Genomic DNA, 20229 nt, shown 5'->3' with positions numbered 1-20229 from the left:
GCACGCGGGCACTGTGTGCTCATGGAGAGGGGATGCCCTCTCTCGGGCCGGACATCGGTTGTCACGGAGGCGTCATGCGCTGCCGCCCTCGTCGCTTCCCGCCTCGCGCCGTTTTCGCTCGATCGCCTCGCGGTACCTCTGCATGCTCCGCTCCCCTGCGCGGCGGCGGATCTCCTCGACATCGTCAGCGAACGTGTCCTTCGTCATCTTCTTGAGCTCGACCCACTTGGCGTCGTGCTCCGCCTGGGTCATGCCGGGCTCCCACGGACGCAGCCACGCGATCTCCACGGCCTCGACGAGTGCCCACGCCGCGGCGAGGGCGAGTCCGACGATGAGCGCCCCGCTCAGCAGCCAGCCCAGGAGGACGACCATCGGCATGGCGGCGAGCGCCGGCACGAGGGCGAAATCCCATCCACCCGGCGACGACAGCCGACGTACGCGCGAGAAGCGGTCCTCGACCAGGACCTCGACCAGCGCCGCCGCCACGGTTGCTGCCGCCACGCCGACGACCATGTCGCCGAAGCTCACGCGGGCGTCTAGACAGAATGTCGTGAGAAGCCACAGGGCCAGCAGGACCCCCGGCGCTTTGAGGACCCCGAACATGAGGTGCCCGGATAGCGCGGCCCCGAACCCGGGCGGTTCCCACGTGTCTGAGTTGCGTGCTCGTTCGTTGCCCACTTGACTGCCCTCCCTGTTCATGTGAAGCAATCCGCGATGACACCGTCGATACCCAGAAGACCCTCCAGCACCTGCGCGGCGTCCTCTCCCTCAGTCACACCGAAGTCGCCTCGCCTGATGGCGGCCGCGATGGCGCGGACAGAGCCGTAGATGGCGCGTGCATCCTTGATCCAGCCGATGACCTTGCCGACCGGAACGCCGTACTGCACGATCAAACCGACGATGTCAGTCGCACAAGCGAACCAGTTGACGGCTAGTTCGATGCGAGGACCCGTCGTAGACGCCCCCGGGCCTCCCGAGTCCCGCGCGAAGAGAGCTGTACTGATGACAGGGCTGCTAGAGGCAATGCTCGAGCCCTCTGAGGCCCCGCCGCGTCGCGCATTGATCTCCGCGGTCAGCCTGTTTGCGTAGTTCGGAGTCGTCTTAGGGTCGGCCTGCTTCAGATCCTCGGGGAGGGACTCCAAGAGCGAGAGCATCTGACCCAGTTGATCGTCCTGAGCATCAGATACCGCTCGGGATGCGCTGACCGTGGCATCGCTGGTGCCGAGAAGCGCCGGTGACGATTGGACGACGCGTGAGCGCGCCTCACCGGTCGGATGAAGAGTCGTAGTCACCATCAGGGCCGCCGAAGCCGTCAGGCTGATCGTCGTGACGACGGCGCCCACAACCAAACGCCCTCTCGCCTGCCTGCCTGCCTGCCTGCCTGCCACTGTTCATATGTCAATTCCTCCTACGTGCGGACGTCCCTGGCCTGCTCGGGAAGAGGATGCCGGAGAGTCGCCGCGCGAAAAGCACTCATTACACAGGTCGCCACGGAGGCTCCACTCCTGGGCTCTTCCCCAGCACTCCGCCCCGCTTCACGCCCCCGACACGGCACTCTGCACATGGCGGCCTCCGGCGGCGGATCCCTACGCTGTGGCAACCCGTCGTGACACCCGAGGAGTCCCCATGGCATCCACCGCACCCGACGACTACGCGCTCGCGCGGGTCCCGCAGGAGGCGCGCTACCACTGGTTCCAGATCGCCACGCAGCGCGTCGGCCAGCTCTCGGCGCTGAGCGCCTTCGTCGTCGCCGCCACGCTCGGCTTCAGCATGAGCTTCTGGGATGCCTTCTGGGCCATCACCATCGGCGCCGTGATCCTCGAGGTCGTCTGCATCTTCACGGGACTCATCGGGCAGCGTGAGGGCCTCACCACCTCGATCCTGTCGCGCTGGACGGGCTTCGGGCACAACGGCTCGGCGCTCATCGGCCTGGCCATCGGCGTCAGCCTCATCGGCTGGTTCGGGATCCAGTCGGGGGTCTCCGCGTCCGGCCTCAACTCGATCATGCCGTGGCTCCCGGTGTGGGCCTGGTCGCTCGCGTTCGGCCTCCTCATCACCGCCGTCGTGATGCTCGGCTTCCACGGCATGCAGTGGGTCGCGAACGTCGCGGTCCCCCTCTTCCTGCTGCTCGTGGGCTGGGCCGTGGTGATCGAGCTGCAGAAGCACGACATCTCGGAGCTCGTGACGCAGCCGGCGCCCGGTCCGCAGATGTCGATCATCGCGGGCGCCTCGATCGTGGCAGGCGGCTTCATCGTCGGCGCGCTCATCTCGCCCGACCAGACCCGCTACAACCGGTCGGCCGCCGACGTCGTGAAGCAGACGGTCGTGAGCATCACGGTCGGCGAGTACCTCACGGGGCTCTCCGGCGTGCTGCTCGCCCACGCGGTGCGCACGGCCGACGTGTCGGCGATCATCCTGTCGTCGGTGGGCTGGGTGGGCGTGCTGGTGATCCTGCTGGGCACCATCAAGATCAACGACTGGAACCTGTACTCGTCGGGCCTCGGCGTCGTGAACTTCATCGACACGGTGTTCGGGCGGCGGGTGAACCGGGCGCTCGTGACGGTCGTCGTCGGCGTGATCGGGTCGGTGCTCGCGGCCGCCGGGATCCTCGGGCAGTTCACCGCGTTCCTGACGCTGCTGGGCGTGGCCTTCCCGCCGATCGTCGGGATCATGATCGCCGAGTACTTCGTCGTCAAGAGCTGGCGGCCGGCGCTCGACGCGTCGCGCGAGGCCGGCACGCTCCCGGCGAGCGCCCCGCGCTGGGTGCCGGTGAGCCTCGTGATCTGGGTGGTCTCCGCGCTCGTCGGCTACTACGCGACCTTCGGCCTCGGCAGCCTCAACGCCGTCATCACGGCGTTCGTGCTCTACGCGGTGCTCGGCAAGGCGGGGCTGATCCGCGGCGTCGGCGAGGTGCGCACCGAGACGGCCGACCAGGCCGCCCCCGGCGTCGCGGCGCCGGATGCGGCCACCGCCGGGAAGGTGGCGACCCGATGAGGATCGGCATCGACGTCGGCGGCACCAACACGGACGCCGTGCTCATGGACGGCGACCGCGTGGTCGTCGGCATCAAGTCCTCGACCACCGAGGACGTGACCAGCGGCATCGTCGGCGCGCTCGCGGAGCTCGACCGGCAGCACCCGTTCGACCCCGCCGGCATCGACGGCGTCATGATCGGCACGACCCACTTCATCAACGCGCTCGTCGAGGCCAGGCGGCTCGCGCCCACGGCGGCCGTGCGGCTCGCGCTGCCCGCCACCGCGTCGCTCCCGCCGTTCGTCGACTGGCCCGAGGAGCTCGTGGCGGCGGTGCGCGGCACGGGGTACCTCGCGCACGGCGGCCACGAGTTCGACGGGCGGGTCATCTCCCCGCTCGACCACGACGAGCTGAAGCGGCACGCGGCCGACATCGCGGCCCGAGGGCTGCGCTCCGTCGCGATCTCCAGCGTGTTCGCGCCCGTGAACAGCGAGTTCGAGGTGGAGGCGGCCGCGGTGCTCGCGGCCGAGCTCGGGCCGGACGTCGCGATCTCGCTCTCGCACGAGATCGGCCGCATCGGCCTGCTCGAGCGCGAGAACGCGACCATCATCAACGCGTCGCTGCGGGAGCTGGCCGACCAGATCGTCGGCGGGCTCGAGCGGGCGGTCCGCGGGCACGGGATCACCGCTCCCCTCTATCTGTCACAGAACGACGGCACGCTCATGGGCGTGGATTTCGCGCGCCGCTACCCGGTCGCGACCTTCGCCTCCGGCCCCACCAACTCGATGCGCGGTGCGGCCCTCCTCTCCGGCCTCGGCACGTGCGCGGTCGTCGACATCGGCGGCACCACGAGCGACGTGGGCGTGCTCGCGGGCGGGTTCCCGCGGGAGGCGACCGCGGAGATCAGCGTGGCCGGCGTCCGCACCAACTTCCGCATGCCGGACGTGCTCTCCATCGGCATCGGCGGCGGATCCCTCGTGCGCGGCGACGGCGACGTGGTCGGCCCCGAGTCGGTCGGCTACGAGCTGGGGCGCCGCGCGCTCGTCTTCGGCGGCGACACCCTCACGACCACGGACATCGCGGTCGCGGCGGGCATGGTCGACGTGGGCGACCCGGTGTGCGTGGCCCACCTCTCGCCGCAGCTCGTCCGCCGCGCGCTCGACACCATCGCGATGCGCGTCGCCGACGTCGTGGAGCGCATGCGCACGTCGTCCGCGCCGCTGCCCGTCGTGGCCGTCGGCGGCGGATCGATCCTGCTGCCCGAGGAGCTCGAGGGGCTCGGCCGCGTGCATCGCCCCGACAACTTCGCCGTCGCGAACGCGGTCGGCGCGGCCATCGCGCAGGTCTCCGGCGAGCTCGACCGCGTCTACAGCGTGAGCGAGGGATCCCGCCAGCAGGCCCTCGACGACGCCAGGCAGGAGGCCGTGGAGCGCGCGGTCGCCGCGGGCGCCTCCCCCTCCACCGTGGAGATCGTCGACTTCGACGAGCTCCCCATCCCGTACCTGCCCGGCAACGCGATCCGCATCCGCGCCAAGGCCGTCGGCGACCTCGACATCAGGAAGGCCGCGCATGCCTGACACGACCGTGCCCCGCACCCGCCTCACCGAGATCCGGCTGGAGCACCTGCCCGCCATCGCGCGCGGCGCGGCCATCCTCGGCACCGGCGGCGGCGGCGACCCCTACATCGGACGCCTGCTCGCCGGCGAGGCGATCAAGGAGCTCGGCCCCATCCCCCTCGCCGACCCCTTCGACCTGCCGGACGACGCCGTGGTGATCCCCGTCGCGATGATGGGCGCACCCACCGTGATGGTCGAGAAGCTGCCGACGGTCGAGCAGCTGCAGGGCGCGATCCTGTCGCTCGCGCGCTACCTCGGCGTGACGCCCACGCACGTGGCGTGCATCGAGGTGGGCGGCGCGAACTCCACCATCCCGATGGTCGCGGCCGCGCGCATGGGGCTGCCCATCGTCGACGGCGACGGGATGGGGCGCGCGTTCCCGGAGATCCAGATGGTGATCCCGACCATCGACGGGATCCGCGCCACCCCCATGTCCTTCGCCGACGAGAAGGGCAACACGGGCGTCGTCGACACCATCGACAACGCGTGGGCCGAGCGCCTCACGCGGCCGGTGGCGGTGCAGATGGGCAGCTCGATGATCATGTCGAACTACGCCATGACGGGCGCCCAGGTGAAGGCGTCGTTCGTGCCGCACACGCTGTCGCTCTGCCACGAGCTCGGCACGCTCGTGGAGGAGGCGCGCGACGCGCTCGTCGACCCGGTCGAGGCGGTCGCCGCCCGGCTCGGCGGCGCGATCCTGCTGGGCGGCAAGGTCACGGACGTCGCGCGGCGCACCGTCGCGGGGTTCGCGCGGGGCGAGGCCCGGATCCAGGGCACGGGCGCCGACGCCGACCGCGAGATCGTGCTCGGGTTCCAGAACGAGATGCTGCTCGCGTCCATCGACGGGGTGCCGGTCGCCTCGACGCCGGACCTCATCATGGTGCTCGACAGCGAGACGGGCGAGCCGATCACGACGGAGACGCTCCGCTTCGGCCAGCGGGTGCGGGTGGTCTCCGCGCCGGCCGACGAGCGGTGGCACAGCCCGGGCGGCATCGAGCTCGCGGGGCCCCGCTACTTCGGCTACGACATCGACCCCGTCCGCTCGCCCGTCGACGCCTTCTCCGAGCCGCCTGGCGCCTAGGGCCGGGTGCTACCGTGACGCCCGTGAGCCGCGATCTGGGAGTCGACGACCTCCCCGACCTCGTCTCCGGACTCCTCCTGCTCGGCTCGGGCGGAGGCGGCGACCCGCGGATCCTCACGGCCGCCACCGCTCGTCAGCTGCGGGACGCCCCGGTGCGCGGCCTCGGGCTCGACGACCTCGACGCGGACGACCTCGTGGTGCCGGTGGGCTACATCGGATCCACGTCGGTGCTGCGCGAGAAGCTGCCGTCCGGCATGGAGCTCGCCGAGGCCGTCGAGGCGCTCACCCGCTGGACCGGCACGCCGCCCGCCGCCCTCATGGCGCTCGAGATGGCCGGCGTCAACGGGCTCGCGCCCCTCTCGGCCGCCTCGACGCTCGGCCTCCCCCTCCTCGACGCCGACCTCACCGGCCGCGCGTTCCCCCGCATCGACCAGTCGAGCCTCGTCGTCTCCGGCCGCGACATCTCGCCGTGCGCCATCACCGAGCCCGGAGGGCGCACCATGCTGCTCGACGGCATGACGCCCGCCGAGGTCGAGGCGCTGCTCCGGCTCGTGATCGCTCACTCCTCCGGCTGGGCGGCGCTCGCCCTGCCGCCGCAGCGCGCCGGCGACCTCCGCGCGACCGCGATCCCCGGCACCGCCGAGCGCGCCCTCCGGCTCGGCCGCGCCCTCCGCGACGCCGACCGCGCCGGCACCCCGGCCGGGCTGGCGGCGGCGCTCGGCGGCGCGCTCCTCGGGCACGGCCGCATCGCGGATGTGGTCACGTCGCCCCGCCCCGGCCGCTTCGATGTGACGACGGTCAGCGTGGTCGACGAGTCGACGGGCGCGGTGATCCGGCTCGAAGCAGAGAACGAGTTCGTGCTCGCGCTCGTGGACGGCCGGCCGGTGGCCGCGTCGCCCGACCTCATCGCGGTGATCGCCGTCCCGGGCACGTCCGTGGCCGGGGCCCGCGTGCTCCTCGTCGACGACGCGCGGCCGGGCACGCGCGTGGTGGCCGTGTCCCTCGACGCGCCCGCCTGGTGGACCGCGACGCCCGAGCGCCTGGCCGCCGTCTCGCCCGCGGCGTTCGGGTTCGGCCGGGTCGACGTCGGATCCGACGCCGTCGGTGCGTCCGCGTGATCCGGCCGATCCCCCTCTCCGCGCTGCTCGACCACGCCTCGCTCGCGGACGTGCGCCGGGTGGCGGGCGCCGCGGATCCCGCGGTCTCCGGCGTGCGCGGCGTGCGGATGGACGCGCCCGCGGACGACGGGACGACCGGCGACGGCACGACCGGGGCCGACGTCCTCGTCGTCCTCGACCGCGCCGAGCGCACCACATGGCGCTTCGACGCGCGGCTGCGACGCCTCGCCGACCGCGGCATCGCGGCCGTCGTGCTCGATGCGGCCGTCACGGTGGATCCCGCGACGACGCTCCTCGCGGACCGCCTCGGCATCGTCGTGCTGGCCTGCGACGACGCATGGGCGACCTCCGTCGCCCTGCACGATCGCCTCGGCGAGGCGCGGGCCGCCGCCGGCCGTGCCGCGCTCGACGCCGTCGCCGCGGTGGCCGACGCGGGCCCGGATCCCGCCGACGCGCTGCGCGGGGCCGCCGCGGTCCTCGGGCGCCCGGTCCTCCTCGTGGACTCCTCCGGCCGCGCGCTCGCACCGGAGGGCGCCGTGCCCTCCCCCGCCGCGCACGCCGCCATCGCCGCCGGCCTGCCCGGCCACGTCGACGCCCGTCCCGTCGGCGAGCGCGGCGCGCTCGTCACCGCGCCCGTCGACTCGGGGCTCATGGCGCCGAGCTGGATCGCGGTCGAGGTGCCCGGATCCGTCGCCGCCGAGGTCGACGCCGTCACCGCCGCGCTCCCCGTCGTCGCCCTCGCGGTCGGGCACCGCCTGTCGCTCCGCCGGGTGGTCGACGAGCGCGAGGCACGCTGGCGCATCGCGCTCCTCGGCGAGCTCCTCGAGGCGGGCGACTCCCCCGGGGCCGGTCTCCTGCGCCGCGCGCTCGAGCTGGGGTGGCGCGTCGAGGGCTGGCACATGGGGATACGCGTCGTGTCGCGCCAGGACGCCGACCACGTCGGCCGCCGCTACGAGCTCATCGAGGCGCTCGCGGCGGAGGGCCTCGACGTCGGCGTGGTCGAGCAGGGCGACGGCTGGGCCGCGTGGATCTCCTTCGCGCTCGAGCCCGACGTCCCCGCCGCGAACGACGCGGCCCGCGCGGTCCGCCGCGCCCACCAGCGCTGGGACGACGACCTGCCGAGCGATGTCGGCGTCGGCCGCGTGCACCACGGCCCCGCGGGCATCGCGCGATCGCTCGCCGAGGCAGCCGACGCCGCCCGCCTCGCCGCCTCCCGCCCGCAGTCGGGCCGCTTCCTGCACGTCGACCGGCTGGGCCTCGCCCAGCTCCTCCTCGCCTGGACCCAGACCGACACCTTCCAGCCCGCCGCCCTCGAGCTGCTGGCCCCGCTGCGCCACCAGACGACGGGCGACCTGCTCACCACGCTCGCCACCTACCTGGACGCGGAGTCCTCGGTCGCGGAGACCGCCTCGATCCTCGCGGTGCACCGCAACACCGTGGCCGAGCGGATCCAGCGCGTCCAGCGCATCCTCCAGGTCGACCTCCAGGACGCCGAGACGCGCCTCGCCCTGCACCTCGCCTGCCGCACGGTGCTGGCGGCGGGGGCCTAGGCGCAGCCGGCGCGCCCCTGCGCAGCCGCTGCCGACGCCCGGCCCCGTCCGAGGCGGCGTCCGCGCTATCCTGTGGACGCTCGCCCGCTTCGCCGACCCCGCGCGCCTACCGTCGACATCACCGCTCTTCCGCCGCACGCGCGGTCAGGCGCGCCCCGGACCGACGCAGGTGCGCCGCCCGGTGGATCCATCCCGACACGCATGAGAGGCACCCGCCCATGACCGACACCACCCGCACGATCCCCTGGGACGGCACGCTCGACGAGCGCGCGGCCCGGGCCCTCGAGGCGCCAGGAGGCCTCGTCGTCGCCGCCACCAAGGTCGGCTACATCCTCATGACGACGGACGGCGCCGGCCTCGAGCGCAAGTTCGACGCCAAGCAGCGCAACCGCGACAAGCCGGGCGTGGTGCTGTGCACGAGCATCGAGCAGCTCACGCAGCTCGCCGTCCTCAACGACGAGATCCTCGCCTTCTACCAGGAGCACTGGGACGCCGACGTGCTGCTCGGCTGCATCCTCCCCTGGCGCGAGGACGCGAAGCACCTCCTCCCCGACGAGACGGCGCAGCAGCTCGCCATGGACCGCCGCGGCACCAGCTGCTTCGTGATCCGCTTCGGCCGTCCCGCCGAGCAGCTCGCCGAGCACCTGTGGGCGAGCGGCCGCCTGGCGTTCGCGAGCTCCGCGAACCCGTCCGGCAAGGGCAACCGCGGACGCGTCGAGGGCATCGGCGAGCGCATCGAGCAGCAGGCCGACGCCATCGTGGCCGCCGACGACTACGTCGCCTCCATCCAGCCGGGCCTCGACGAGACGAGCCGCCACGAGCAGGGCGTCATGGTCTCCATGGTCGACGCATCCGGCGCGCTCATCCCCGAGCAGAAGGGCGAGCGGTCGGTCACGCCGAACCCCACGCTCATCCGCCGCGGACTCGCGGTCGACGTCATCATGTCGGCGCTCGCGCGCTCGTTCCCGTCGTGGGACTACCGTCACGGCGAGTACTACTGATCCCGTCCGATCATCACCCCGAGGGCCCGCGGAGCACGTCTCCGCGGGCCCTTCCGCGTCCCCGCGCGGCCATTCGTGGGACGCCCCTACAATTCGGCAGGCGAGGAGAACGTGCGGCATTCCCCCGGGATATGCCGACCGCGCTCGACCGCGACGTGCGGGAAACGCCGTAGCCGAGCGCGCGTCGACGGGTCGGAATGCGCGCGACGACGGCGCGGCGACGTATCGGAGACCGCGTTCCCGTGGATTGTCGGACAATTGCGTCGCCGATTCACGAACGATGTCGGATTTCCTGCGGTCAACGGGTATCGTGGTTCTCGCCGCATCATCTGATGCGCCATCTGCAATGAGAGGAACAGACGTGGCTCGCAAGGTTGTCACCACGCTCGTCGACGACATCGACGGCGTCGTCATCGAAGAGGGAAAGGGCGAGACCGTCCCGTTCGCGCTCGACGGCGTGAATTACGAGATCGATCTGAGCGACGCCAACGCCGCGAAGCTCCGTGAGGCGCTCGACACGTACGTCGACCGCGCGCGCCGCGTCGGCCGCGCCACCACCGGCCGTTCGGCCGGCTCCCGCCGCTCGTCCTCCAGCGCGCCCAAGGAGGACCTCGGCGCCGCCCGCGAGTGGCTGCGCGAGCACGGCCACAAGGTCTCCGAGCGCGGCCGCATCTCCGCCGACCTGCTCGAGGAGTACCGCGCCAACAAGTAGGCGCAACGACGCGCGCATCGCGCGCAGCACGAAAGAAGAGGGCCGATCCGCCAGCGGATCGGCCCTCTTCGTCGTCCGCGGGCGGTCCGTAATGAATTACGCAGCCCCCGGAGTACCGGGGGCTGGTACGCGCGGCGCGCCGGGTGTCACGCGCGCGTCACGTCTGCGTCGCGGGCACGTCGCGGGGGCGCGAGCACGCTTGCCGGGAAGAAGGAGCACCGTGCCGAATCACCTCGCATCACCCGGGAACGACATTCCCACCCGCCGTCCGCGCCGCCCCCTCCGCGGGAGATTCCTCGCGTCAGCGGGTGCCGCGCTCATCGCGCTGGTGGCCGTCGTCGGCGTGACCGGCCAGATCCAGAGCGCATCCGCCGCCGTCTCCCCGACGACCACGGCCCAGTGCAACGACACCCCCAACGGCGGCGGCGACCAGGTCGAATGCGACGTGACGGTCGTCAACGAATTGAACGTCGCGACGCAGACCGGATCCTCGACGGTCACCACGCGCGTGTGCGCCGGCGCCGCGGGAGCGGCTCCCCTCTGCACCACCACGGTGTCGCAGCGCGACGGGATCATCATCACCGCGGTCGAGCAGTGCAACGGCGTCGCGAACGGCGGCGGCAGCAATGTCATCTGCAACGTGGACATCACGAACAACCTCGTCGGCGACAGCACCACGTCGCCCGCGACCGTCAACCAGTGCGTCGGATCCGCCACGGACGGCGCAGCGGGCGGAACGGCCTGCAACCCGGTCCCCAGCACCACGGGCGCCGACGTCACCCAGTGCAACGGCTCCGGCAACGGCGGCGGCGCCGCGGGTCGCGTGACCTGCACCGTGCCGACGTCCACGGTCACCTCCGCTCTCCTCGTCCAGGTGAACCAGTGCAACGGCTCCGGCAACGGCGGCGGCGCGACGGTCACCTGCAGCACGAACATCAGCAACTTCGTCACCGCGGTCGCGACGCCGACGCCGACCCCGACGGCCACGGCCACCGCGACCCCCACGGCCGAGCCCACGCCCACGGCCACGCCCACCGCCCCGACGCCCACGCCGACGGCGCCGACCCCCACGCCCACGGCCCCGACGCCGACGCCCACCGCGCCGACCCCGACGCCCACCGCGCCCACGCCGACGCCCACCGCGCCGACGCCGACGGCCACCGCGCCGACCCCGACCCCGACCGCCCCCACGCCCACCGCCACGGCGCCCACCCCCACGGCGACGGCGCCCACGCCCACGCCCACCGTCGGCACGCCGACCCCGACCGTGGGCACGCCCACGCCGAGCGTCGGCACGCCCACCCCGACGAGCACCACCGCCACCCCGATCATCCCCGGGGGCACCACCCCCGGCGGATCGCTGCCGGTGACGGGCTACGACCCGACACCCACCGTCGGCTGGGGCCTGGCCGCCCTCGTCCTCGGTGCCCTCGGGCTGGGATGGAACGCGCGACGCCGGTCCGCCCAGCGGTAGCCGCCCCGCGGATGACCTGACGCATCGCCCGACGACCCGTCGTCGGGCGATGCGTCGCGCGTAGCCCCAAAAGCACTTCCATGGTGGGCTTTCGCCCGCGAGCGGATACGGTGGCCGCCATGGAGGTGCCGGATGCATGAGCGAGTCCACGGCGGATCCCTCCGGTCGACGCGCGATTCGCCTGTCCGCCCTGGCGCCCGCGCCCGCGCCCGCCGCGCGATCCCCGCGGGGAGGCCATGGTGATCCGCGTCGACGTGCTCGGCGGCTTCCGCGTCGCGGGCCTCGGCGCCGGTCCCGCCTCGCCCTCGCTCGACCCGGATACGACGGGAGCCGCCCTCTCCGACGGCACCAGGAGGCTCATCGCCGCGCTCGCGATCCGCGCCCGCCCCGCCGACCGCGGCACCCTCGCCAGCCAGCTGTGGCCCGACGCCGTCGACGGCCGTGCCGCGTCGAGCCTCCGATCCGCCATCGCGCGCCTCGGCGACGGCGGGCGCGAGATCGTCGGCTCCGCGCCCGGCGGTCTGATGCTGCACGACGCGGTCGCCGTCGACCTCCGGACGGCCCGTGCGACGGCGGCCCGCCTGCTCGAACCGCGGGAGGAGGAGCCGGACGACGCGGACATCTCGCCGGCCGTGGTGGCCCTCTTCAGCGCGGATCTCCTGCCGGACTGGTTCGACGCCTGGCTGGAGCCCGCGGCGGAGGAGTGGCGGCACCTGCGCGTCAACGCGCTCGAAGCCCAGTCCCAGGCGCTCATGACCCGATCCCGCCTGCACGAGGCGGCCGCGGCGGCCCGCCGTGCCATCGACGTGGACCCGCTCCGCGAGACCGCGCAGCGCTGCCTGATCGCGGTGCACGTGGCGGCCGGCAACCGGTCCGACGCCGTGCGCGCATTCGAGATCTACCGCACGCGCCTCGAGCGCCAGGTGGGCCTGGAGCCGACGCCGATGCTGACCGGCCTCGTGTCCGACCTGCGCCCGCGCGCCGCGGTCCGCCGCGAGGCCTGATCCGGGGCCGGCTGCCCGCCAGCGCGGCCTACGCGCCCCCGGTCAGCGCGCCGCACCCCCGAGCCGCTCCCAGAGGAACGCGTGGATGAGCGACTGCAGCCGTGCCGTCGCCGGGTTGTCCGCCGATCCGCCATGGCCTCCGGCCGTGTTCTCGAAGTACCAGGCGTCCTCGACCCCGGTCTCGTGCAGCAGCGCGACCATCTTCCGCGCCTGCACGGGGCCGACGCGATCGTCGCTCGTCGCCGCGTAGACCAGCGTCGGCGGATACGCGATCCCGGCGCGCACGTTGTGGTACGGCGAGAAGGTCCGGATGAAGTCCCAGTCGGACGGCACGTCCGGGTCCCCGTACTCGGCGACCCACGAGGCCCCCGCCGACAGCCGCGTGTAGCGCCGCATGTCCAGCAGCGGCACCCCGCAGATCACGGCGCCGAACAGCTCCGGGTAGGTCGTCAGCATGTTGCCGACGAGCAGCCCGCCGTTGCTCCTCCCCTCGCAGCCGAGGCGCGCCGGGACGGTCACGCCGCGGGTCACGAGGTCGCGCGCGACGGCGGCGAAGTCCTCGTACGCGCGATGCCGGTTCTCCCGCAGGGCGGCGCGGTGCCAGGCCGGCCCGTACTCGCCGCCGCCCCGGATGTTCGCCAGCACGTAGACGCCGCCGCGCGCCAGCCAGCCGCGCCCCACCACGCCGCTGTACGACGGCAGGCGGCTGTTCTCGAAGCCGCCGTAGCCCGAGAGCAGCGTGGGCGCGGATCCGTCGAGCGGCAGGTCGCGCGGCCCCACCTGGAAGTAGGGCACGCGCGTCCCGTCGTCCGACACGGCGAAGTGCTGCTGCACCTCGAGCCCCGCGGCGTCGAAGGACGCGGGCTGCTCCTTGACCGGCCGAGGCGCGCCCTCCCCCACCACACCGTGCAGCAGCGTCGGCGGCGTGAGGAACCCGGTGGCGGCGAGCCAGTACTCGTCGGTCTCCCGGTCCGTCGCGACGACGGAGACGGACGCCAGCGGCGTCCCCACGCGCACGTCCTCCTCGCGCCAGCCGCCGGAGCCGTCCGTCGTCGGCGGCGTGAGGACGCGGATCCGGCTCGCGACGTCCTCGAGCAGCGTCAGCACGAGGTGCCCCGCTGTCCAGGCCCAGTCCTCGAGGCTCCGCGACGAGGTCGGCGCGAACAGCACGGCCAGCTCGCGCGATCCGGCGAGGAAGTCGTCGAGGCGCGCCGCCAGCAGTGAACCGGCCGCGTGCACGACACCGCCGATCTCCGTGTCGGTGCGCGGACGCAGTACGAGCCACTCGCGGTGCAGGTCGACGTCCACGTCCTCGGCCACGTCGATCGGCACCGTCCCCGCGTCCGTGAGCAGCAGCGTGCGCGACGTGAAGAAGTCCGGCACCTCGCGCACCACGTCCCGCTCGAAGCCGGGCGTGGGGTCGTGGGTCACGTGGACGAGCATGTCCGTGGCCCGGACCGCGTGGACCTCCGGCGCATCGACCAGGGCCTGCCCGCGGCTCCAGCGGCGCGCGGTGCGGGCGTAGGAGCTCTCGGTGAGGCTGCCCGGCCCGAAGTCGGTGCCGACGAAGACCGTGTCCCGGTCGATCCACGACACCATCGTCTTCCCGACCGGCACCTCGAACCCGCCCTCGACGAAGAGCCCGGTCGCGAGATCGAGCTCGCGGACCGCGACCGCGTCGCCGCCATCGGGAGAGAGCGACACGAGCGCCCGATCGCGCGTCGGCGACAGCAGCTGCGCCCGCGAGAACTGCCACGCGATCCCCTCGGCCGCGCCCAGCGCGTCCAGGTCGAGCAGGACCTCCCACTCGGGCGCCGGCGCCTGGTACTCGTCGAGCGTGGTGCGCCGCCAGAGGCCCTGCACGTGGTCCGCGTCGCGCCAGAGGTTGTAGAGGTGCTCCCCGTGCCGGGTCACGAACGGGATCCGCTCGTCGGATTCCAGCACCTCGAGGAGCTCGCCCGTGAGCTGCGCGCGCGCCCGCTCCGGCGACCGGGCGAGCGTCCGCTCGTTCTCCGCGCGCACCCAGGCGAGGGCCCGGTCGCCGTGGATCTCCTCCAGCCAGAGGAAGGGGTCGTCAGGGGTCGAGGAGGCGCGAGCGTCGGCGGTCATCCCCTCAGCCTACGGAGGCCGGGACCGCCTCGATCAGGCCGCCGGCGCCAGGAACTCATCCCACCCGGGTGCGGGGCGCTCCATGCCGCTGACCACCCAGCCGCTGCCCTGCGGGGCCCGCGGCGACGTCCGGAGCGTCCAGCCCATCTCCTCGGGCGTGCGGTCGCTCTTGCGGTTGTTGCACGACAGGCAGCAGGCCACCAGGTTCTCCCACGTGTCCTTGCCACCGCGCGAGCGCGGGAGGACGTGGTCGATGGTGGTCGCGTTCCGAGCGCAGTACGCGCATCGGCCACCGTCGCGCCGCAGCACCCCGCGCCGCGAGACGGGCACGCGGCGCGCGTGCGGGATCCGCACGTACCGGGTGAGCAGGATCACGGACGGGCGGCCCCAGGCCCCGCCGCTGCCGAGGATCGGGTGCTCCTCGTCCTGGGCGAGCATGGTGGCCTTGCCGCTCAGCACGAGCACCAGGGCCCGCTTGAACGACACGACGGCGAGCGGCTCGAAGCCCGCGTTGAGTACCAGTGTGCGCACGACATCCCTCTCAGACCGGCCTGGACGGCTTCCAGGAATCCGAATGAGGCGTCCCGCCCCCGGGAACACGCGAAGGCACCGCCGAGTAGCCGGCGATGCCTTCTAGGAGAGCGGGTGACCGCTCGGGTGGACCAGGTGGATGCCCACCCGGGGATGGTGCCGATGTCCGTGGCGCACGTGCGCATCCATGGTGCGGATGTCAGGTGCGGTGGTCATCGGGGCTCCCGGACGGGTCGAGGGACGTCTCACCGGACAGGGTAACCCAGCGCCCCTCGTTTGTCCCGGGGAACGCAGGAGGCCGGCGGCGCATCCCACAGGATGCATGCCGCCGGCCTCCCGGTCGATCTCGTGCCGGTCGTCAGCCCAGGAGGCGGACGTAGTGCACGTTGGAGCTCCAGACGGGGCGCTCCTTGACGTGGTCGCCGGGCTTCGGCGCGTCGATCATGATCCCGTTGCCGGTGTAGATGCCGTCGTGGCTGCCGTCGTTCCAGACCACGATGTCGCCGGCGCGCGCCTCGGAGGCGGGGACCGTGACGCCGGCCGCGCCCTGTGCCCGCACCGAGTGCGGCAGGTTGAGGCCGAACTGGGCGAACACGTACTGGACCAGGCCCGAGCAGTCGAAGCCCGCGGGGGTGTTGCCGCCGAAGACGTAGGGGACGCCGAGGTACTGGCGGGCGACGGCGGCGACGCCGGTGGCCGAGGTGCCGGGGTAGATGGGGTTCTGCGCGAGCTGGGACGCGGATGCGCCCGTGTAGCTCGTGGCCGATGACGCCAGCTGCGTGCGGCGCTGATCGGCGAGGGCGGCGCGCGCGGAGGCCGCCTTCTGCGCGTTGAGGTCGGCGACGGAGGTGGCGGTGAAGCCCTCCTCCTCGACCGGCGCGGACGACGCGTTGTCGGCGTTGACGACCTGCGCGTTGGCGGCCGTGTAGTCCTGCAGCGACGCACCCGGCGCCGACGCGGTGTGCTCGAGCGAGGATCCTGCGGCGTAGGCCGGGATGGCCATGACGCCCACGAGGCCGGTGACGAAGGTCATGACGACCGCGTTGGCGGCCTTCGTGCGGCGCGACCGGCCAGCGGGCACAGGTGCCGGGGACAGGCGGGGCGCGGGAGCCTGCAGAGTGCGGGTCGCGGAATCGCGACGGGGGCGGACGGCCTTCGCGGTCTCGGCGGCACGGAGCTCGCGGCGAGTGGGCAGACGATCCATCCCGGGTGCGGGCGGTCGAGTCGGGTCGGACGGGTTCCCGACGGAACCGCTGATGTCACCATGGGCCAAGTTGTCAACCTCCTGCGTCTCGACGCCGGACATGCTGGCGCCCCGTCCCTCCAAGGTCGTCGAGGGGTACTCATGCAGGGGACGGGTGTCGAGACGCCCTGCATCGGACCCGGAACCTCTGTGGTGGTCGGTCGGGCCTGTTCGAGAGTAAGGGACGCGACCCCGTTTGTCATCCTGAGGGACCATATTTCTAACGAATCCATAACGGCAGACGTCATCCTCGCGACGGATGCGGGACAGAACCCCCGGTGAGCACGGCATGCCCCGTTCGCGTACCCCGTCCGGGGGTGGTCCTGGGGATCCGCTCAGCGCCGGGGGACGCCGCGCTTCGGGATCAGCGCTCGATGAAGATGTGCCCGGCGACCTCGAGCGGCAGCTCGAGACCCGCCCCTGCCCCCTCGACCCGGACCAGGACGTACGCGCCCTCGCGGGAGAAGGACCCGGTCGCGCCCGGCAGCACGCCGGCCTGCTTGAGCTGCGCGAGGAGCTCGGGGTCGAACTGCACGGGCTCGCCCAGCCGGCGGATCACGCCGCGGGCGGGCGCGTCCTCGGTCGTGCCGAGCGAGGCCTCGACGATGCTCACGACGCCGGCCATGAACGCCACCGCGGGCGAGTCCCCCAGCTCGTCCAGCCCGGGGATGGGGTTCCCGTACGGCGACTCCGTGGGGTGCCCGAGGAGGTCGAGGATCTTGCGCTCCACCTGCTCGCTCATCACGTGCTCCCAGCGGCAGGCCTCGTCGTGGACGAACTCCCATTCGAGGCCGATGACGTCGCTGAGGAGGCGCTCGGCCAGGCGGTGCTTGCGCATCACGTGCACGGCCTTGCTGCGGCCCTCGGGGGTGAGCTCGAGGTGGCGGTCCCCGCTGACGATGACGAGGCCGTCGCGCTCCATGCGGGCGACGGTCTGCGAGACGGTGGGGCCCGAGTGGCCGAGGCGCTCGGAGATCCGCGCCCGCAGCGGGACGATGGCCTCCTCCTCGAGGTCGAGGATGGTGCGGAGGTACATCTCCGTCGTGTCCACGAGATCAGTCATCGGGCCTCCCTTGCGCCAGGGACCAGCCTACTTCCCCGGGTGCGGGATGACCGGCGCGGGTCGTGGGACGGCCCGGGGCGGCGCGGGACGGTCCCCTACCATTGCCGCATGCCGACCACGAAGATCCCCACCGAACTGCTGCCCCTCGACGGACGATTCGGCTGCGGGCCGTCCAAGGTCAGGCAGGCGCAGCTCGACCACCTGGCGCTCGCGGGTGCCCAGATCCTCGGCACCTCCCACCGCCAGGCGCCCGTGAAGGACATGGTCGGACGCGTCCGCGACGGGCTCTCCCGGCTCTTCCGCCTGCCCGACGGCTACGAGGTCGTGCTGGGCAACGGCGGATCCACCGCCTTCTGGGACGCCGCGGCCTTCTCCCTCATCGAGCGCCGCAGCCAGAACCTCGTGTTCGGCGAGTTCGGCGGCAAGTTCGCGAAGGCCGCGGCGGCGCCCTTCCTCGAGGCGCCCGACGTCATCAGCGCCGAGCCCGGCAGCCGCGCCTCCGCGAACCCGATCGAGGGCGTCGACGTCTACGCGTGGCCGCACAACGAGACCTCGACCGGCGTCATGGCACCCGTCGCCCGCGTCCACGGCGACGAGGGCGCCCTCACGGTGGTGGACGCGACGAGCGCGGCCGGCGGCATCGACTTCGACGCGGCCCAGGCCGACGTCTACTACTTCGCCCCGCAGAAGAACCTGGCGAGCGACGGCGGGGTCTGGCTCGCGCTGTTCTCCCCCGCCGCCCTCGAGCGCGTGGAGCGCATCGCGGCGTCCGGCCGGTGGATCCCCGAGTTCCTCAGCCTGAAGAACGCCGTCGACAACTCCCGGCTGAACCAGACGCTCAACACCCCGGCCCTCGCCACGCTCCTCATGCTCGAGGACCAGCTGGACTGGATCGGACGCGCAGGGGGGCTGGCCTGGGCCGACGCCCGCACGCGCGAGTCATCCTCCGTCCTCTACGAGTGGGCGGAGCGCGTGGAGTACGCGCGGCCGTTCGTGACGGATCCCGCGCACCGCTCGCAGGTGGTGGTGACGATGGACTTCGACGAGTCCATCGACGCCGCCGCCATCGCGAAGACGCTCCGCGCCAACGGCGTCGTCGACACCGAGCCGTATCGGAAGCTCGGGCGCAACCAGCTGCGGGTCGCGACCTTCACGGCCATCGAGCCGGACGACGTGCGCGCGCTGGTGCGCTGCATCGAGTTCGTGGTGGAGCAGGGCGCGGGCTGATCCCACTCCGCGCACCATGACGACGGCGGTCCCTTCGGGGGCCGCCGCCGTCATCACGCGAGAAGCGGGTCAGCGATCGGCGCCGTCGAAGCTCGTGTCGTCGTCGTCGTCGTCGTCATCATCATCATCATCATCGTCGTCGTCGTCGTCCGACGCGGGGGCCTCGAAGTCGACGCCGTCCAGCACGTCGTCCGTGTCCTCGGCGTCCTCCGCGGGGTCGTCGTCCTCGTCGTCGTCGTCGGACTCCGCCGCGAGGCGCTCCGCCTCCTGGTCGGCCTCGATCCCGGCGAGCCGATCGGACCACGGCAACCACTCGGGCGAGAGCAGGGCACCCTCTCCGGGCATCAGCTCGGCCTCGAGCACCGTCGGGGCGGCGTCATCGACGCGGGCGAGCGTGACCGTCCAGAACCAGCCGGGGTAGCCGGGCATGGTGTTCGCGAAGAGGAGCGACAGCACGCGGTCGCCCTCGACGAGGGAACCCGCCGGCTCGCCGACGGTCTCGTCCGGCGTGATCTCCCGGAGCGCGGCCCGCGCGAGGTCCACGGCCGCGAGGAGCTCGGCATCCGGGACGGCAGGCTCCGCCGGGGCGACGGCTTCCGCATCCACCGTGGAGGCATCCGCTCCCGCGGCGTCGGAGGAGCTCCCCCCTGCGGGCGGCGCGGAGAGCGCATCCGCCGTCGTCGCGTCGATCATCGGCGTCTCGTCGTCCCGCGGCTCAGGCATCGAGCTCCTCCGCTACCCGGCGCAGCAGCGCCGCGATCTTCCGGCCGTGCGCGTCATCGGGGTAGCGGCCGCGCTTGAGGCCGGTGCCGATCCCGTCGAGGACCTTGACGAGGTCCTCGACGATGACGGCCATGTCGTCGGCGGGCTTGCGGGACATCCGGGCGAGCGAGGGCGGGGCGTCGAGGATCCGCGCGGAGAGGGCCTGCGCGCCGCGCTTGCCGTCCGCGATGCCGAACTCGAGCCGGGTGCCGGCCTTCACGCCGGCGACGCCCGAGGGCAGGGCCGAGGCGTGCAGGAAGACCTCCTGGCCGTCGTCCGAGCTGATGAACCCGAACCCCTTGTCCTCGTCGTAGAACTTCACCTTGCCGGTGGGCATGCGATCCTCTTCCCTCGCCCCGGAGGGGCTCGATGTGCTGATTGGCGGTCCAGTCTATTCGCCGGGCCCCGCCCGAGCCCGTGCCGGCGGGCGACGACCTCCCTCCCGGAACGCCGTGGCACGCGCCCGGGCGCGTGCCACGGCGTAGTCTGAGCGGATGGCATCCGAGACCGCACCGAGCGAGGGACGGGCCGAGCGCATCCTCGCGTACATGCTCGCCGGCATCCTCCTGGTCGCCGTCCTCAGCATCCTCGCGATCCTGCTGGCGCCGCTCATCGCCGTCGACGCGTCGCAGTACAGCACCCCCGTGTGGCAGGTCATCCTGCTGCTGCCGGCCGTGGGCATCCCCATCGCCGCGCTCCTCTTCATCGCGATCCTGATCATCAGCGTCCGACGCCGACGTCGCATGGACGGCACGTCCCGCTAGC

Annotated in this window: 19 protein-coding genes; 11 read left to right on the top strand and 8 right to left on the bottom strand. The window is 72.9% G+C overall.

Annotated features, from left to right (window positions below):
• Positions 1-72 precede the first annotated feature (72 nt).
• Positions 73-699, bottom strand: coding sequence for a hypothetical protein (locus tag ITJ40_RS15365; RefSeq protein ID WP_194667894.1), 627 nt, complete (start codon positions 697-699; stop codon positions 73-75).
• Positions 696-1343 (bottom strand): hypothetical protein, encoded by a 648-nt coding sequence (locus ITJ40_RS15360; protein ID WP_194667893.1) that lies wholly within the window; start codon positions 1341-1343, stop codon positions 696-698. The genes ITJ40_RS15365 and ITJ40_RS15360 overlap by 4 nt, the downstream gene beginning before the upstream one ends.
• Before the next feature lie 283 nt (positions 1344-1626).
• On the opposite strand from ITJ40_RS15360, the gene ITJ40_RS15355 reads away from it, so the two are divergent.
• The 9 genes from ITJ40_RS15355 (at position 1627) to ITJ40_RS17485 (ending at position 12529) form a co-directional block, all read left to right on the top strand.
• On the top strand, positions 1627-2994 hold the full coding sequence (locus ITJ40_RS15355) for a cytosine permease (protein WP_194667892.1): 1368 nt from the start codon (positions 1627-1629) through the stop codon (positions 2992-2994).
• Positions 2991-4550: a hydantoinase/oxoprolinase N-terminal domain-containing protein gene (locus tag ITJ40_RS15350; RefSeq protein WP_194667891.1), complete on the top strand. Its 1560-nt coding sequence runs from the start codon at positions 2991-2993 to the stop codon at positions 4548-4550. The genes ITJ40_RS15355 and ITJ40_RS15350 overlap by 4 nt, the downstream gene beginning before the upstream one ends.
• Positions 4543-5670, top strand: coding sequence for a DUF917 domain-containing protein (locus tag ITJ40_RS15345; RefSeq protein WP_194667890.1), 1128 nt, complete (start codon positions 4543-4545; stop codon positions 5668-5670). The genes ITJ40_RS15350 and ITJ40_RS15345 overlap by 8 nt, the downstream gene beginning before the upstream one ends.
• A 23-nt stretch (positions 5671-5693) precedes the next feature.
• Positions 5694-6788, top strand: coding sequence for a DUF917 domain-containing protein (locus ITJ40_RS15340; RefSeq protein WP_370532069.1), 1095 nt, complete (start codon positions 5694-5696; stop codon positions 6786-6788).
• Positions 6785-8338, top strand: coding sequence for a helix-turn-helix domain-containing protein (locus tag ITJ40_RS15335; protein WP_194667888.1), 1554 nt, complete (start codon positions 6785-6787; stop codon positions 8336-8338). Before ITJ40_RS15340 ends, ITJ40_RS15335 begins: the two co-directional genes overlap by 4 nt.
• A gap of 218 nt (positions 8339-8556) precedes the next feature.
• Positions 8557-9339, top strand: coding sequence for an L-threonylcarbamoyladenylate synthase (locus ITJ40_RS15330; RefSeq protein WP_194667887.1), 783 nt, complete (start codon positions 8557-8559; stop codon positions 9337-9339).
• Between the two features lie 361 nt (positions 9340-9700).
• A complete protein-coding gene (locus tag ITJ40_RS15325) occupies positions 9701-10051 on the top strand; it encodes an Lsr2 family protein (RefSeq protein ID WP_012039150.1) in 351 nt (116 codons plus the stop codon).
• Positions 10052-10271: 220 nt separating this feature from the next.
• On the top strand, positions 10272-11525 hold the full coding sequence (locus tag ITJ40_RS15320; RefSeq protein ID WP_194667886.1) for a hypothetical protein: 1254 nt from the start codon (positions 10272-10274) through the stop codon (positions 11523-11525).
• A gap of 239 nt (positions 11526-11764) precedes the next feature.
• Positions 11765-12529: a bacterial transcriptional activator domain-containing protein gene (locus ITJ40_RS17485; RefSeq protein ID WP_194667885.1), complete on the top strand. Its 765-nt coding sequence runs from the start codon at positions 11765-11767 to the stop codon at positions 12527-12529.
• Between the two features lie 42 nt (positions 12530-12571).
• Here ITJ40_RS17485 and ITJ40_RS15310 read toward each other — a convergent pair whose 3' ends face one another.
• From ITJ40_RS15310 to ITJ40_RS15295, 4 genes are all read right to left on the bottom strand, one after another.
• Positions 12572-14638 carry a prolyl oligopeptidase family protein gene (locus ITJ40_RS15310; RefSeq protein ID WP_194667884.1) on the bottom strand — a complete coding sequence of 689 codons (2067 nt, stop codon included), beginning with the start codon at positions 14636-14638 and terminating at the stop codon, positions 12572-12574.
• 33 nt (positions 14639-14671) lie between these two features.
• Positions 14672-15169 carry an HNH endonuclease gene (locus ITJ40_RS15305; RefSeq protein WP_053775155.1) on the bottom strand — a complete coding sequence of 166 codons (498 nt, stop codon included), beginning with the start codon at positions 15167-15169 and terminating at the stop codon, positions 14672-14674.
• A 358-nt stretch (positions 15170-15527) separates the two neighbouring features.
• Entirely contained in the window at positions 15528-16250 is a 723-nt protein-coding gene (locus ITJ40_RS17340; RefSeq protein WP_370532068.1) for a C40 family peptidase, read from the bottom strand.
• A 526-nt stretch (positions 16251-16776) separates the two neighbouring features.
• Entirely contained in the window at positions 16777-17475 is a 699-nt protein-coding gene (locus ITJ40_RS15295) for a metal-dependent transcriptional regulator (RefSeq protein ID WP_194636120.1), read from the bottom strand.
• A 108-nt stretch (positions 17476-17583) separates the two neighbouring features.
• Here ITJ40_RS15295 and serC point away from each other — a divergent pair, with 108 nt between their 5' ends.
• The gene (gene serC, locus ITJ40_RS15290) at positions 17584-18702 is read left to right on the top strand and encodes a phosphoserine transaminase (RefSeq protein WP_194667882.1); all 1119 of its coding nucleotides are present in this window, start codon (positions 17584-17586) and stop codon (positions 18700-18702) included.
• Positions 18703-18771: 69 nt separating this feature from the next.
• Here serC and ITJ40_RS15285 read toward each other — a convergent pair whose 3' ends face one another.
• Both ITJ40_RS15285 and ITJ40_RS15280 read right to left on the bottom strand, forming a co-directional pair.
• A complete protein-coding gene (locus ITJ40_RS15285; protein WP_194667881.1) occupies positions 18772-19425 on the bottom strand; it encodes a DUF3027 domain-containing protein in 654 nt (217 codons plus the stop codon).
• Positions 19418-19801, bottom strand: coding sequence for a cold-shock protein (locus ITJ40_RS15280; RefSeq protein ID WP_194636117.1), 384 nt, complete (start codon positions 19799-19801; stop codon positions 19418-19420). The genes ITJ40_RS15285 and ITJ40_RS15280 overlap by 8 nt, the downstream gene beginning before the upstream one ends.
• A 157-nt stretch (positions 19802-19958) precedes the next feature.
• Here ITJ40_RS15280 and ITJ40_RS15275 point away from each other — a divergent pair, with 157 nt between their 5' ends.
• Positions 19959-20228 carry a hypothetical protein gene (locus ITJ40_RS15275; protein WP_194667880.1) on the top strand — a complete coding sequence of 90 codons (270 nt, stop codon included), beginning with the start codon at positions 19959-19961 and terminating at the stop codon, positions 20226-20228.
• The last annotated feature ends 1 nt before the right edge of the window (position 20229 follow it).

This window comes from Clavibacter sp. VKM Ac-2872 (assembly GCF_015351105.1).
Lineage (GTDB): Bacteria > Actinomycetota > Actinomycetes > Actinomycetales > Microbacteriaceae > Clavibacter.
The sequence above is the reverse complement of the archived record's forward strand: the minus strand, read 5'-3'. Positions and strand labels throughout refer to the sequence as shown.